Raw genomic sequence first — 13,550 nt, 5'->3', positions numbered from 1 at the left:
CCTGCGTCCGGCTCAATTCCTGGTGGCCTGGGTGGCCCAACGCAGGCGGCCCACCAGTTTGAGGGTCTGGCGGTTTTCCTCGGCCAGCAGGGCGCGGCTCAGGCTTTCGGGGCAGAACTGTAGGGGCGGGGTGGCCTGAAGGGGAGTGGTCTGGGACTGTAGCGGGGCGGGGCGAAACTCGTGCAGTTCAGGACTGCCCAGCACGGTGCTTTTCTGGAGGTTCCACCGTCTGCCTGAATCGAAGGACCTGATCATGGCCGGAGTCTAGAAAATGCCCTGGCACAGCGCTCTGACGCGTGGGCGGCGGCAGGTCGGGGCCGGGCCGTTTAGGGAGCGGGGGGGTCCGCGCCGGATTGGGGCCGGGTTCAGGTGTCTGAACGCCCCATGCCCCGGCCCAAGAGTGGGCGCTATGCTCCAGTGGACTGTTCCAGACCGCCCTGTTTCTGCCGCCCCACACCCCTGCCCACGGAGGTTTCCCATGTCCACCCGCCTGACCGAAATGCCCGCCTGGACGGCTTTAACCAGCCACTACCGGATGATGAAAGACACCCTGCTGGCCGACCTGTTTGCAGGTGATGACCGGCGCGGCGAACGCCTGAATGCCGAGGGCGCGGGCCTTTATCTGGATTACAGCAAGAACCGTGTGACAGACGAGACGCTGAAGCTGCTGCTGGCGCTGGCCCATGAAACCGGAGTGGAGGTCAAACGCGACGCCATGTTCGCGGGCCAGCGCATCAACGTCACCGAGAACCGCGCCGTCCTGCACACCGCCCTGCGTCAGCCACGGGGGGCCACTGTGATGGTGGACGGCCAGAATGTCGTCCCGGACGTGCATGAGGTGCTGGACCGCATGGCGAAATTTGCCGATGCGCTGCGGGCCGGACAGTGGGCGGGCTTCACGGGCAAGCCGATCAAGAACATCGTGAATATCGGCATCGGCGGCAGCGATCTGGGGCCAGTGATGGCCTACGAGGCGCTCAAGCATTATGCCCAGCGTGACCTGACCGTGCGCTTCGTGTCCAACGTGGACGGCACCGATCTGGTGGAAAAGACCCGCGATCTGGACCCCGCCGAAACGCTGTTTATCGTCAGTTCCAAGACCTTCACCACGCAGGAGACGATGGCGAACGCGTCCTCGGCCCGCGCGTGGTTACTGGCAGCACTGAACGATGAGGCAGCCGTCGCCCGCCATTTTGTCGCCGTGTCCACCAATGCCGACGCTGTGCAGAACTTCGGCATCGACACCGCCAACATGTTCGGCTTCTGGGACTGGGTGGGCGGGCGCTACAGCATGGACAGCGCCATCGGCCTGAGCCTGATGCTCGCCATCGGCCCGGACGGCTTCACCGAACTGCTGGCCGGATTCCACGACATGGATGAACACTTCCGCATCGCGCCGCTGGAGAAGAACCTCCCGGTGCTGATGGGGATGCTGGGCGTCTGGTACAACAATTTCTTTGATGCACAGTCCCACGCCGTGCTGCCGTATGACCAGTACCTGCAATTTTTCCCCGCCTACCTGCAACAACTGGACATGGAGAGCAACGGCAAGCACATCACCCTGGACGGACAGGCGGTGGATTACCAGACCGGGCCGGTGATCTGGGGGCAGCCGGGGACCAACGGCCAGCACGCCTTTTACCAGTTGATCCACCAGGGGACCAAGCTGATTCCCTGCGACTTCATCGGCTTTTGCCAGACCCTCAATCCGCTGCCCACGCCCGGCGGCCCGCCCCACCAGGATCTGCTGATGGCGAACGTCTTCGCGCAGACCGAGGCGCTGGCCTTCGGCAAGTCGCTGGACGCCGTGCTGGCCGAGGGCGTGGACCCGGCGCTGGCCCCGCACCGCGTCTTCGACGGCAATCGGCCCACCAATACCCTGCTGGCCGACAGACTCACGCCGCGCACGCTGGGCGCATTGATCGCCCTGTACGAACACAAGGTCTTTGTGCAGGGGGCCGTGTGGAACATCAATTCCTTTGACCAGTGGGGTGTGGAGCTGGGCAAGGTGCTGGCCGGGAAGATCGTGCCGGAGCTGAAAGCGGGCGCGGAGCCACAGTTGGAGCATGACAGCAGCACCAACACGCTGATTCGGCGGTATCGGGACCGACGCTAGGGCTTGAGTCTTCGGGGGGCCGCTCGCCTTAAACTGGTCCCATGTCTGACCCCGCCCTGCGCCTGCTGACCGAACAGGATTATCTGGCGTCCGAGGAACTCAGCCCGGTGCGGCGCGAGTACGTGGACGGCTTCGTGTATGCGCAGGCCGGGGCCAGCCGCACGCATGGCCGTGTGGCGAGCAATATTTTACGGGTGCTGTTGAATGCCACTGAAGGTGGCCCATGTTGGGTCTACGCCAGTGACATGAAAGTCAAGCTGCGGCGTGCTGGTGGCCTGCGCTATTACTACCCCGATCTGGTGGTGGTTTGCGATGAGGACAACACAGAAACCCACGCCGAAACCCGTCCCTGTCTGATCGTCGAAATCCTCAGCCGCTCCACCCGGCAGGTGGACATGACTTTCAAGGCGCAGGACTACCTGAGTTTGCCCAGCCTTCAGGGCTATTTGCTGGTGGACAGCGAGGCGCAGGCGGCAGAGCTGTATCGCCGCTTACCCGGCGGCGGCTGGACGCAGGAAACCGTTCAGGACGCCCTGACCCTGCCATGCGTGAATGTGGCCCTGTCCCTGACCGAGATTTACGCTGGGGTGCGTGTGGGGCCAGCCGTGGAAGAGTGAGCGCCGAACCTGACTGCCCGCTTTCTAAATCCGTATTCGCAGGCCCAGCAAAAAGCCTGCCGTGAAGGCTCCCGCAAAGGGCAGATTCGCCAGCAGCACGCGCTGAAACCACGCGGCCCCCTGTTCGCTGCCCTGTTTCAGCGCCGGTTCGGCCACCGATTGCAGGTGCAGCCAGTTGATGGTCACGATGTCGAAATACGACAGCAGTTGCAGCGTAATGAACAGCAGCCCCACGATGATCAGCACAAAACGTCCCACGGCTTTCACGGCCAGTGCGGTGGCAAAGCCCAGCAGCGCGCCCACGCTCAGCTCGGGCAGCAGCGGGCGCAGGGCGTCAAGGAAGCCGGGATTGGTGGGGGATGTGGGGGTTGAAGTCGCAGTCATCACGGGGCCTTTCAGTGCGGCATCCTAGCGCGAATGCCCTGAATGGGGCCGGGGGATCAGGCTGGAGGCTGCATCTCTGGCAGGACCACTCATAAGTGGGACGCGCCGCTGCCCGCCGGGACGGTATGGTAGGCAGGACGTGACCTCGCCGCCCGATCCCGCTGCCCCGCCCCTTGCCGCCCCCGATGTCGTCTCGCCGGAGTTGCTTTCCCGGCTGACGGCGGGCGACGAGGCCGCGTGGTACGCCTTCGTGCAGGAGTACGAGGGCCGCATGTACGGTTACCTGTACCGGCTCGAAGGCAACACCGAGGACGCCCTGGACCTGACCCAGGAGGTGTTTTACCGCGCGTGGCGCAGCATCCGCACCTTCCGGCCCGGCGAGCGCGTACTCCCGTGGCTGTATCAGGTGGCGCGCAACACCCAGATTGAGTCCCACCGCCGCAAGCAACTGCAACGCTTCAGCCTGGAGCAGGCGCGCGAGGACATCGGTTTCGAGGTCACCTCTGAGGCGCGTTCCCCGGTGCGGGCCGCCGAGAGCGCCGACGCCCAGGACCGCGTGCAGCGCGCCCTGCTCAAGTTGCCCGACGACTACCGCGAGGCCGTGGTGCTGCGCTTCGTGGAGGACATGCCCTACGAGGACATCGCCCGCATTCAGGGCGTGGCGGTGGGCACGGCCAAGAGTCGCGTCTTCCGCGCCAAGGAACAACTGGCCGAACTGCTGGCCGACGTTGCCGACGTGCATTAGGGTAGCCCCGCCGTCAAATCCCAACAACCGTGAATCGTCTGCGTAACGTGGGGTCTTCCAGACCATCTGATGCTTTCAATTCCCGTTTTCATAGAGCTTTGCTCAAGCGCGCGTCAGTGGACCGACAAATCGTCGCTCAGCATCCGGGCGTCCCCATTTACGACACTGCGCGGCGAGGCCGTGAACACGGACCATAACCCTCTCTTTCTTTACAGGAAGACCGGCATGGGAACCATTCAGAACGTGATCGGAGATGTCGGGGACAGCGTGCAGGACACGGCGCACCGTCTGGAGGGCCGGGCCGCTCTGTCGGCGGGCAAGTCGCTGCTCAAGGGGCAGGCCCGGACGGCGGAGACGCGGCTGAAACGGTCAAAAGAGCTGAAGGACATTTGCAAGGGGCTGAAGAAGCTCCGCAGGCAGGGCGGGTCCGGCGGCTTCCCCTGGAGCCATATTTTTCGTGCCCACGACAGGGTGTGCGCCAGATGACGGCGGAGGTCAGCCCCGGATCATCAGCGCGTCCCACACTCGGGGCATGAAAACTTTCCCCTCTTCCACAAAATCAGCACCCTTCAGGATCGCCCTCGGCCTCAGCGCTCTGCTGGCAGCGGGCCTGGGCGGACCGGCCCACGCCGCGCCCCAGATCAGCGCGCAGAGCATCATCGTCAACCCGGTGCAGACCACTGTGGACGTCAAGGTCTGGACGGACCGCGACAGCAGCGGCACGCGCACGCCGTCCTACGCTCCTGGCGAGCGGATTCGGCTGTACGCCAGCGTGTCTCAGGACGCCTACGTGTACCTGTTCAACGTGGACCCCAACGGTCAGGTGGACCTGATCCTGCCCAATAAATACCAGGGCGGCGCGAACTTTCTGAAGGCGGGCGCGGTCAAGGTGTTCCCGGCGGCGGGCGATCCCTTCACCTTCGACATCGCTGCGCCCTACGGCGTGAACAAGGTGCTGGCCCTGGCGAGCAAGACGGCGCTGAATCTGGACCAGATCGCCACTTTCAAGAGCGGACAGAACAGCTTTGCGGACGTGAATGTCAAGGGTCAGCAGGGGCTGGCGCAGGCGCTGAGCATCGTGGTCACCCCGGTCCCGCAGAATACCTGGGACAGCGCCACGGCGTTCTATCAGGTGGTGGCCCGCGCCAGTGCGGCGGTTCCTGTCCTGCCCGTGCAGCCCGGTAGCCCCTGGGGCAATGCCCGCAAGTGGCAGACTGTGGTGGCCGCACCATCTGATCTGCGCGCCCTGCATGACAGCTACGCTGCCCGCCTGAAGGCCGAGGGCTATGTGCAGACCAAGCTGAAGATCAAGAAAAACGAGATCGAGAGCGAGTACCGCCGGGGCAATGACGAGGCCGAACTGGAGGTCAAGCGCAAGGACAAGGGCGTGGAAATCAAGCTGGAACGCGACTGAGCGTGCTGACTGCCCAGCAATAGAGACAGCGTCAGCAAGAGCAACACAAGAGCAATACAAGAGGAGGTCCTGCGGGGCCTCTTTTTTCTGTTTTCCCTGACCCCGTGCGGGCGCTGAGGCGTCCAGTATCGCCGGGGTCATCTGCTAGGCTGGGCGCACACGAATTCGTCCCCACTGGAGCCTTCTGCTGATGCCCCTGCCTGCCAAGCCCACAGCCCACAAGCTCAGCCGCCTGCTCAACCAGCGCCGCGCGCCCTGACTGCTGGCGTGGCCGCCGCCCCGCTGTGTCCGGGCGGCCCTTTCCCTTCGTTTTCGCGCCCCACCGGAGGTTGTATGACCCGTTCCGCATCTGAACCCAAACAGTCCAGACCAAAACAGGCCAAACCCAGGCCCACAACTGAATCCACCCCCACCTCTACCCTCACCGACGCCGCCTTCGACGCCGCTGCCGCCGCCTACGCGCAGGCCGGGGACATGTTCCAACTGATCGCGCCGGACGGCAGCGCCACAGGTGCGGGCGAGTTGCCCGACGCCGACACCCGCCTGCGCCTGTACCGCGAGATGCGCCGCGCCCGGCACTTCGACGAGCGCGGTTGGGTGCTGTACCGCCAGGGCCGCCTGGGCGTCTTTCCGCCCTTCGGGGGCATGGAGGCCAGTCAGGTGGGCACCGCCGCCGCCCTGACCGCCGACGACTGGCTGTTTCCCACCTACCGCGATACGGGCGCAGCCCTGACGCTGGGCCTGCCGATTGCGCGGGCGCTGGCGTACTGGCGCACCTCTCCGCACGGCTGGGCCATGCCCGAGAACCTGAAGGTACTGCCCTTCTACATCCCGATTGCCACCCAGTACCCGCACGCGGTGGGCGCGGCGCTGGCCGAGAAACGCAAGGGCACCAAGAACGTGGCGATGGCCTACATCGGCGACGGGGGCAGCAGCGAGGGCGACTTTCACGAGGCGCTGAACTTCGCCGGGGCGCTGGAAGCTCCGTGCGTGTTCATCCTCCAGAACAACGGCTGGGCCATCAGCGTACCGACGCGCTCGCAGACCAAGGCCACCAACCTCTCCAAACGCGCCGAGGGCTACGGCATTCCCGGCGTGCGGGTGGACGGCAACGACGTGCTGGCGACGTATCACGTCACACGCGAGGCCGTGGAGCGGGCGCGCAGGGGAGAGGGGCCAACCCTGATCGAGACCGTGACCTACCGCGTCAAGCCGCACACCGTGGCCGACGATCCCAGCCGCTACCGCACCGACGCCGACAACGAAGGGTGGGATGCCAAGGACCCGGTGCTGAGGTTGCAGACCCACCTGATGAACGAGGGGTTGCTGACCGAGGAATCCGAGGCCGCGCTCCTGAAAGAGGTGGCCGACGAGTTCGAGGCCGCCCTCAAGGAAGCCGACAGCTACCCGGACCCCGAACCCGCCGAGATTCTGGACCATGTCTTCGCCGAGCCGACGCCGCAGTTGAAGCGGCAGCGCGAGCAGATTCTGAGCGAGCAGGACTCGAATAAGGACACCGCATGACCGTCACCGCGCCAAAAACAGACACCAAGACCATGACCATGATCGCCGCCATCAACAACGCCCTGGATCTGGCGCTGGAGGGGGACGACACCGTGCACATCTTCGGCGAGGATGTGGGCGTGATGGGCGGCGTGTTCCGCGCCACCGACGGTTTGCAGGCCAAGTACGGGATAGACCGCGTGTTCGACACCCCGCTGGCCGAGGCCGCGATTGTGGGCATGGGCATCGGCATGGGGCTGGCGGGCCTCAAGCCGGTGGCCGAAATTCAGTTCGCGGGCTTTCTGTATCCGGCCCTCGATCAGGTGCTGTCGCATCTGGGGCGCTACCGCCACCGCACCCGCAGCCGCTACCACCTGCCGATGGTGGTCCGCGCTCCCTACGGCGGCGGCGTGCATACCCCCGAACAGCACGCCGATAGCCCCGAGGCGATTCTGGCGCACACCCCCGGCATCAAGGTGGTCATCCCCAGCACCCCCGCCGATGCCAAGGGCCTGCTGCTCTCGGCCATCAACGACCCGGATCCGGTGTTTTTCTTTGAGGCCATCAAGCTCTATCGCAGTGTAAAAGAAGACGTACCAGTCGGGGATTACCGCATTCCGCTGGGCAAGGCCAGAATCGTGACCGAGGGCGACGACGTGACCGTGATCTGCTACGGCGGCATGGTGGAAGTGGCCCAGAAAGCCGCCGCCGCCGCCCAGACTGCCGGGATTGGCGTGGAAGTCATTGACCTGCGAACCCTCGTGCCGCTGGACACCGACACCATTCTGGCGAGTGTTCAGAAGACGGGCCGCGCCGTGGTGGTCACGGAAGCGCCGCGCACGGGCGGCTTTCACAGCGAAATCAGCGCCGTGATTGCGGAGGAAGCCATCGAATTCCTCCGCGCCCCGATCATCCGCGTGACGGGCTTTGACGCGCCTTATCCACCGTTCACCGCTATTGAGGATGTGTACCGTCCGAACGCGGTGCGGGTGGCGAGGGCGATTAAAGCGGTGATGGGGTACTGAACTGGGGCGGAGGCTAACCCGCCTCTGTCCCATTCAGAACCCCGTACAGCACATCCGTGCGCCACACGCTCAGGCCGTAGCCGAAGCGTTCAGGGCAGATCGCCTACCATCAGGTCTTCAAGTTCCTCCAGTGTCATGCCGTTGCGCTCGGCAAGCTCACGCATGATTTTGCCGAAGTTGTCTTCTGGCATGTCCTGTTCCTTGGCGGAAGGACTGGTAAATCGGGTTCGCCGCATCGGATAGTACTCGCCGATGAGCCTGCCTTTCTCGTCCAGAACGAAGAATCGCTGATACTCAAGCATCATCCGCTTGATGTCTCCGCTGACACTTTCTATGCTAACCCGCTCACCTTTCATGTTGGTTCACAGCATAATTGGTGGGTTAGGCTCCGACCTGCGGTTGCGATGACTTCATCCAGTCCAGAGCCACAGGGAAATTCTCTATTCATGAACTGATCGCTTTGATGGCCTTTGCCGCCGCACTCGCGACAGGCCAGCCCTCATAGTCCTTGCCCTGATCGTGTTCTCTGGCGTGCTGCAAAGCAGTTAGGGCGTAGCTATTTCCTACTTTGCCCAAACTCTCTGCGGCGCAGAACCGGACATCCGGGTCCGCATCTTTGAGGAGAGCGAGACAGAGAAGTTGGGTGGCCTCTCCACGCCAGCGCTCACTCAAATCGCCCAGCGTTCGGCACGCAGCCAAGCGCCAACCCGAGTCCGCGTGTTCTAATACCTTCTCAAGAAAATCAGTGGGTTGTCGGTGTGGAAGTTGCACGAGGGCCGTGAACGCCTGGCTGCGTGTCGGCCCGTTGTCGCTGTTCTCGAATAGACCTGTTAGAAAGTCATATATTTCCGAGTCATCGAAGCTGTTGATGAAGGCGTGAAGGTCAAGCTGCATTTCTCTGATCTGGTCATCTATGAACGGCACTTCCGCATCAAAATCGCTGCTAATTCTATCCATATGCGTGATGATCTTGACCCGACTTGATTCGTCCAGTGAGCGCACATTGGCAGTCTTGCACAGTCATCAACTCGCCTACCCATGCCCTCCCCGCCTCACCCGGAGGCGTGACATACTCCTTCTCTGGAATGCCCAAGCGAACTGACCTCCACACGATCCTAATTCTCGGCAGCGGCCCCATTCAGATCGGGCAGGCTGCCGAGTTCGACTATTCGGGAACGCAGGCGCTCAAAGCGCTGAAAAAGGAAGGCTACCGGGTGGTGCTGGTCAACAGCAATCCGGCGACCATCATGACCGATCCCGATCTGGCCGACGCGACGTATCTGGAGCCGCTGACACCCGAATTTGTGGAGAAGGTGATCGTCAAGGAGAAGCCCGACGCCCTGCTCCCCACGCTGGGCGGCCAGACCGCGCTGAACCTGGCGATGCAACTGCACGAGCGCGGCACGCTGGAAAAGTACGGCGTGGAGCTGATCGGCGCAGGGGTGGAGGCCATCAACAAGGGCGAGGACCGCGAACTGTTTCAGGCCGCCATGAAGAAGATCGGCATTGAAACGGCCAAGGGCAAGATGGTTCACAGCATGGAAGAGGCCACCGAGTACCAGAAGGAACTGGGCCTCCCCGTCGTGATTCGCCCCTCCTTCACCCTCGGCGGCACGGGTGGCGGCATCGCGCACACCTACGAGGAATTCCTGAGCATCACCGAGGGCGGCCTGCGCGACAGCCCCGTCACATCTGTGCTGCTGGAAGAAAGCATCCTGGGCTGGAAGGAATACGAGCTGGAGGTGATGCGCGACACCGCCGACACGGTGATCATCATCACCAGTATCGAGAACTTTGACCCGATGGGCGTGCATACCGGCGACAGCATCACCGTGGCCCCGGCGCAGACCCTCAGCGACGTGGAATACCAGCGCCTGCGCGACATGTCCCTCGCCATCATCCGCGAGATCGGCGTGGCGACGGGGGGCAGCAACATCCAGTTCTCGGTCAACCCCGTGGACGGGCGCGTCATTGTGATCGAGATGAACCCGCGCGTCAGCCGTAGCTCCGCGCTGGCGAGCAAGGCCACCGGGTATCCGATTGCCAAGATTGCCGCGCTGCTGGCGGTGGGCTACACGCTGGACGAGCTGCCCAACGACATCACCCGCGTCACGCCCGCCGCCTTTGAACCCAGCATCGACTACGTGGTGACCAAGATTCCGCGCTTTGCCTTCGAGAAGTTCCCCGGCAGTTCCGATCACCTGGGCACGCAGATGCGCTCAGTGGGTGAGGTCATGGCGATTGGCCGCACCTTCAAGGAATCGCTGCAAAAGGCCATGCGAAGTGTGGAAAGCGACGTGCGCGGGGTGTTCGCGGCCATGTCGCCGGACGAGCTGCGCGGCCTCCTCTACCCCAACCCGCGCCGTCTGGAAGCGGTAATCGAGCTGCTGCGGCGCGGCGAGACTCTGGAGCAACTGTTCGACGCCACCAAGATTGACCCGTGGTTCCTGGGCCAACTGCGCGAGATCGTGGCTGCCGAGGGCGAGATTCTGGAGCTGGGGCCGATCAAGGGCTGGAAATACGAGTACTGGCGCGAGGTCAAGCGGCTGGGCTTTTCCGACGCCCGCATTGGCGAGATCGTGGGCCTGAGCGAATTGGAGGTCCGCGCCTTACGCAAAGAGGCGAAGGCCACCCCGGTGTACAAGACGGTGGACACCTGCGCCGCCGAGTTCGAGGCGCACACGCCGTACCACTACTCCACCTACGAGTGGGAGGACGAGGTCACGCCCACCGATAGGCCCAAGGTGGTCATCCTGGGCAGCGGCCCCAACCGGATTGGGCAGGGCGTGGAGTTTGATTACGCCACCGTACACGCGGTCTGGGCCTTGCAGGACGCCGGGTACGAGACGATCATGATCAACTCCAACCCGGAGACGGTCAGCACCGATTACGACACGGCAGACCGGCTGTACTTTGAGCCGCTGACCTTTGAAGACGTGATGAACATCGTGGATCACGAGAAACCCGTGGGCGTGATCGTGCAACTGGGCGGGCAGACGCCGCTGAAGCTGGCGCGGCGGCTGGAGGCGGCGGGTGCACCGATTATCGGCACCAGCCCGGACGCCATCGACGAGGCCGAGGACCGCGCCAGCTTCAACGCGCTGTGCGAACGTCTGGGCCTGCCGCAGCCGCGTGGGCTGGTGGCTGCGACGCCGAACGAGGCTCAGGCACTGGCAGAACAACTGGGCTTCCCGCTGATGGCCCGGCCCAGCTACGTGCTGGGGGGCCGCGCCATGCGCACCGTTCGCAGCATGACCGAGCTGACCACCTATCTGGACGAGGTGTACGCCGCCGTGGAGGGCCAGCCCAGCATCCTGCTGGATCAGTTTCTGGAAGGGGCGCTGGAGCTGGACGTGGATACACTGTGCGACGGCGAACGCGCCGTGGTGGCCGGGATCATGGAGCATGTGGAGGCCGCCGGGATTCACAGCGGCGACAGCGCCTGCGTGCTGCCCCCGGTCAGCCTGAGCGCCGAGTTGCTGGCCCGCGTGAAGGCCGACACCGAGCGGCTGGCGCTGGCGCTGGGCGTGCGCGGCCTGATGAACGTGCAGTGGGCGGTCAAGGACGACGTGGCGTACATCCTGGAGGCCAACCCGCGCGCCAGCCGCACCGTCCCGTTTGTGAGCAAGGCCGTGAACCATCCGCTTGCCAAGAGTGCCGCCCGCATTGCCGTGGGCCACACGCTGGAGCAGATCGGGCTGCTGGAAACGCCGGTTCCCGCCATGTTCAGCGTCAAGGAAGTTCACCTGCCCTTCCTGAAATTCGCGGGCGTGCTGCCCATTCTGGGGCCGGAGATGAAAAGCACCGGCGAGAGCATGGGCATAGACGCGGACCCGTATCTGGCGTTCTACCGGGCGCAGTTGGGGACCAAGAACAACCTGCCCCTGAGCGGCGTGGCCCTGCTGCTGGGCGAGGGGCTGGGCGACGTGGCCGCCACGCTGGAAGGCGCGGGCCTGAGCGTGATTCGCGAGCAGGACGGCGACAAGTTGCCTGACATGCTGATTGACGTGACCGAAAGCCGCCTGCTGAGAACGGCGCTGGAACGGGGCGTTCCCATCGTGAGTACGCGGGAAGCCGCCGAATGGACGGCAAAGGCCATCGCCGGGGCAAAAGGGGTGGGGGAGTTGGGGGTTAGGAGTTTGCAGGAGTGGGTGGGGATATAAAGTGTTGTTGCAAAAGAAACTTAACTTTACAACTGTAGAGGATTCCAATTCATTCCTGCGATGCTTATGGTCTACCATTCGTACTGAACACCTAGAAGTGCGCTGGCAAACTGGAAAATTTAAACCAGTCAACAACACTATTAATCTTGGCTACATCCAAATTGAAAATTTAGGCACTTTCGGCGTGAAAGCTATTTATGAACAGAGAGGTATTGTAAAAATATTATCTTTTGAGAGTAAAGAGGATGATTCTAAAGAAGAAATAGTAAGATTAATAGATACAGCACTGAGAAATTATAAAAATTCTGAGATGATCTACCGCCATACATTTTTCTTTAAATCTATGCGGGAGAGATTCGGCAATATTGAAGGAAAGAACTTCAAGATTAGCACTTATTCTGATGGAAATTTACTATCCATTCCCTTGCGTGGCTATGATTCCATTGATGCATTTGAAAAATATCGCGAATATGTTCAACCTATATTAGATGTTCTCGCGGCTTTAACCAATTTACCGTGGTGGCTCGATAATGTCACCGGAGATGAATTGAATATGATGGAAATAGATTTTGAGGGGCTCGATGAGAACGGTCAACCGTGGATTGATGGCTTACCTATGATAGACGGTTACATCCAAATCAGTGATGTGGGAAAAAAATTAATAGATAAAGTTTTGGAGTTAGGTTTTGAAGATCAAAATGTAAGTGATGTTGTAAATTCGTGTCATCATTTTCATTTAGCGAGAAAAATGGAATGTATTGCATTCGATTCAATAATAACCCGTGTCGTAGCCAGTAGTGAGGATTTTACTCTTGTTGATATAGATGAGAGTAATCCATTTCTATCTATTCGGCCCATCCTTCCAGAATCATCCGAACTAGCCGTTTCGCTGTATTGCTCTTCCTTAGAGGCACTTTCTAAACTAGAAGATCAACCTGTCGAGAAATGTGATGACTGTGGACAACTTAAGTTCTCGGTTAAAAAACGGGTTATGGGATTAGTTTCTAAAATCTTAAATGAATCCATTTCTAAGGAATACATAAGCCCTATGTACGATAGACGTTCTAAATATCTACACACAGGCAATCGTACTATTGAGAGATATATTGGATCTTCAAATCCTCAACTTGATCCGCTGAGCCGTTTTGGTGTTAGAGAAGTTCAGAATATTAACTCTTTAAACTTAAGAGAGTATGTTTCCTATTGCATAAGGGATGTGATAGGCAGAACATATAATTAAATAATATCTGACCTTACGCGGCAGAGTTTTGAAAATTCTCGGATTGCTGCCTCAGCCTTTGTAATTCCTCGTATGAAGTTTTAAGAGCGGCGATATACATCTTTGTTCGCATCGCAAAGTGATTTTCCTTGCGGATGATTTTCAATTTTTCCAGCTTGATATGTCCGTAGAATGAACAGAGAATGTGTTTGATCTGACATGCAGGTGTACTGGCAGGCGACTTCCCAAGAGAGGCATTTTGCTTGAGTGATTTGTGAAATTCTTCTACGGGCCATCGTTTCTGATAGATCGCAAGGGTTTCATTTGCGGTCAGACTGCTGTCATCGCTGCATAAATACAGAAT

General features: G+C 61.0%; 13 protein-coding genes and 1 pseudogene. 9 read left to right on the top strand and 5 right to left on the bottom strand.

Annotated elements, in window-relative coordinates; translation table 11 throughout:
• Positions 1 to 12 precede the first annotated feature (12 nt).
• On the bottom strand, positions 13 to 255 hold the full coding sequence (locus Q319_RS0112060) for a hypothetical protein (RefSeq protein WP_029482753.1): 243 nt from the start codon (positions 253 to 255) through the stop codon (positions 13 to 15).
• Positions 256 to 478: 223 nt separating this feature from the next.
• Between Q319_RS0112060 and pgi the strand changes: the two genes are divergently transcribed.
• Both pgi and Q319_RS0112050 read left to right on the top strand, forming a co-directional pair.
• Positions 479 to 2,116, top strand: a complete 1,638-nt coding sequence (pgi, locus tag Q319_RS0112055) for a glucose-6-phosphate isomerase (RefSeq protein WP_029482752.1) — start codon at positions 479 to 481, stop codon at positions 2,114 to 2,116.
• Between the two features lie 41 nt (positions 2,117 to 2,157).
• On the top strand, positions 2,158 to 2,733 hold the full coding sequence (locus Q319_RS0112050) for a Uma2 family endonuclease (RefSeq protein ID WP_029482751.1): 576 nt from the start codon (positions 2,158 to 2,160) through the stop codon (positions 2,731 to 2,733).
• 24 nt (positions 2,734 to 2,757) lie between these two features.
• Here Q319_RS0112050 and Q319_RS0112045 read toward each other — a convergent pair whose 3' ends face one another.
• Complete coding sequence (locus Q319_RS0112045; protein WP_029482750.1) at positions 2,758 to 3,117, bottom strand: FUN14 domain-containing protein; 360 nt, start codon at positions 3,115 to 3,117, stop codon at positions 2,758 to 2,760.
• A gap of 139 nt (positions 3,118 to 3,256) precedes the next feature.
• Between Q319_RS0112045 and Q319_RS0112040 the strand changes: the two genes are divergently transcribed.
• The 5 genes from Q319_RS0112040 to Q319_RS0112020 all read left to right on the top strand — a co-directional run bounded on the left by Q319_RS0112040 (position 3,257) and on the right by Q319_RS0112020 (position 7,804).
• Positions 3,257 to 3,862: an RNA polymerase sigma factor gene (locus tag Q319_RS0112040; RefSeq protein WP_051655343.1), complete on the top strand. Its 606-nt coding sequence runs from the start codon at positions 3,257 to 3,259 to the stop codon at positions 3,860 to 3,862.
• A gap of 225 nt (positions 3,863 to 4,087) precedes the next feature.
• On the top strand, positions 4,088 to 4,348 hold the full coding sequence (locus Q319_RS27120; RefSeq protein ID WP_156039314.1) for a hypothetical protein: 261 nt from the start codon (positions 4,088 to 4,090) through the stop codon (positions 4,346 to 4,348).
• A 46-nt stretch (positions 4,349 to 4,394) separates the two neighbouring features.
• Positions 4,395 to 5,276, top strand: coding sequence for a DUF4384 domain-containing protein (locus Q319_RS0112030; protein ID WP_051655342.1), 882 nt, complete (start codon positions 4,395 to 4,397; stop codon positions 5,274 to 5,276).
• 474 nt (positions 5,277 to 5,750) lie between these two features.
• Positions 5,751 to 6,800, top strand: coding sequence for a pyruvate dehydrogenase (acetyl-transferring) E1 component subunit alpha (gene pdhA, locus Q319_RS0112025; protein ID WP_034414881.1), 1,050 nt, complete (start codon positions 5,751 to 5,753; stop codon positions 6,798 to 6,800).
• Positions 6,797 to 7,804: an alpha-ketoacid dehydrogenase subunit beta gene (locus Q319_RS0112020; protein WP_029482745.1), complete on the top strand. Its 1,008-nt coding sequence runs from the start codon at positions 6,797 to 6,799 to the stop codon at positions 7,802 to 7,804. Before pdhA ends, Q319_RS0112020 begins: the two co-directional genes overlap by 4 nt.
• Positions 7,805 to 7,893: 89 nt before the next feature.
• Here the strand turns inward: Q319_RS0112020 and Q319_RS0112015 are convergent, their stop codons facing one another.
• Together Q319_RS0112015 and Q319_RS0112010 are read right to left on the bottom strand one after the other, a co-directional pair.
• Positions 7,894 to 8,160 carry a hypothetical protein gene (locus tag Q319_RS0112015; protein WP_029482744.1) on the bottom strand — a complete coding sequence of 89 codons (267 nt, stop codon included), beginning with the start codon at positions 8,158 to 8,160 and terminating at the stop codon, positions 7,894 to 7,896.
• Positions 8,161 to 8,248: 88 nt separating this feature from the next.
• Positions 8,249 to 8,806 carry a HEAT repeat domain-containing protein gene (locus Q319_RS0112010; RefSeq protein ID WP_156039313.1) on the bottom strand — a complete coding sequence of 186 codons (558 nt, stop codon included), beginning with the start codon at positions 8,804 to 8,806 and terminating at the stop codon, positions 8,249 to 8,251.
• A gap of 83 nt (positions 8,807 to 8,889) precedes the next feature.
• On the opposite strand from Q319_RS0112010, the gene carB reads away from it, so the two are divergent.
• Both carB and Q319_RS27115 read left to right on the top strand, forming a co-directional pair.
• Positions 8,890 to 11,967, top strand: coding sequence for a carbamoyl-phosphate synthase large subunit (gene carB, locus Q319_RS0112005; RefSeq protein WP_029482742.1), 3,078 nt, complete (start codon positions 8,890 to 8,892; stop codon positions 11,965 to 11,967).
• Between the two features lies 1 nt (position 11,968).
• The gene (locus tag Q319_RS27115; protein ID WP_162178649.1) at positions 11,969 to 13,207 is read left to right on the top strand and encodes a hypothetical protein; all 1,239 of its coding nucleotides are present in this window, start codon (positions 11,969 to 11,971) and stop codon (positions 13,205 to 13,207) included.
• A gap of 13 nt (positions 13,208 to 13,220) precedes the next feature.
• On the opposite strand, the pseudogene Q319_RS28265 reads toward Q319_RS27115, so the two are convergent.
• Positions 13,221 to 13,550: pseudogene (locus tag Q319_RS28265) on the bottom strand (hypothetical protein); the annotation flags it as partial.

Source organism: Deinococcus marmoris DSM 12784, from assembly GCF_000701405.1.
GTDB lineage: Bacteria > Deinococcota > Deinococci > Deinococcales > Deinococcaceae > Deinococcus > Deinococcus marmoris.
The sequence above is the reverse complement of the archived record's forward strand: the minus strand, read 5'-3'. Positions and strand labels throughout refer to the sequence as shown.

What these genes read in the sequence shown, in the direction of transcription:
- Q319_RS0112060 (WP_029482753.1), bottom strand. Translation starts at nt 255, where the DNA reads ATGATCAGGTCCTTCGATTCAGGCAGACGGTGGAACCTCCAGAAAAGC.
- pgi (WP_029482752.1), top strand. Translation starts at nt 479, where the DNA reads ATGTCCACCCGCCTGACCGAAATGCCCGCCTGGACGGCTTTAACCAGC.
- Q319_RS0112050 (WP_029482751.1), top strand. Translation starts at nt 2,158, where the DNA reads ATGTCTGACCCCGCCCTGCGCCTGCTGACCGAACAGGATTATCTGGCG.
- Q319_RS0112045 (WP_029482750.1), bottom strand. Translation starts at nt 3,117, where the DNA reads ATGACTGCGACTTCAACCCCCACATCCCCCACCAATCCCGGCTTCCTT.
- Q319_RS27120 (WP_156039314.1), top strand. Translation starts at nt 4,088, where the DNA reads ATGGGAACCATTCAGAACGTGATCGGAGATGTCGGGGACAGCGTGCAG.
- Q319_RS0112030 (WP_051655342.1), top strand. Translation starts at nt 4,395, where the DNA reads ATGAAAACTTTCCCCTCTTCCACAAAATCAGCACCCTTCAGGATCGCC.
- pdhA (WP_034414881.1), top strand. Translation starts at nt 5,751, where the DNA reads ATGTTCCAACTGATCGCGCCGGACGGCAGCGCCACAGGTGCGGGCGAG.
- Q319_RS0112020 (WP_029482745.1), top strand. Translation starts at nt 6,797, where the DNA reads ATGACCGTCACCGCGCCAAAAACAGACACCAAGACCATGACCATGATC.
- Q319_RS0112015 (WP_029482744.1), bottom strand. Translation starts at nt 8,160, where the DNA reads ATGAAAGGTGAGCGGGTTAGCATAGAAAGTGTCAGCGGAGACATCAAG.
- carB (WP_029482742.1), top strand. Translation starts at nt 8,890, where the DNA reads ATGCCCAAGCGAACTGACCTCCACACGATCCTAATTCTCGGCAGCGGC.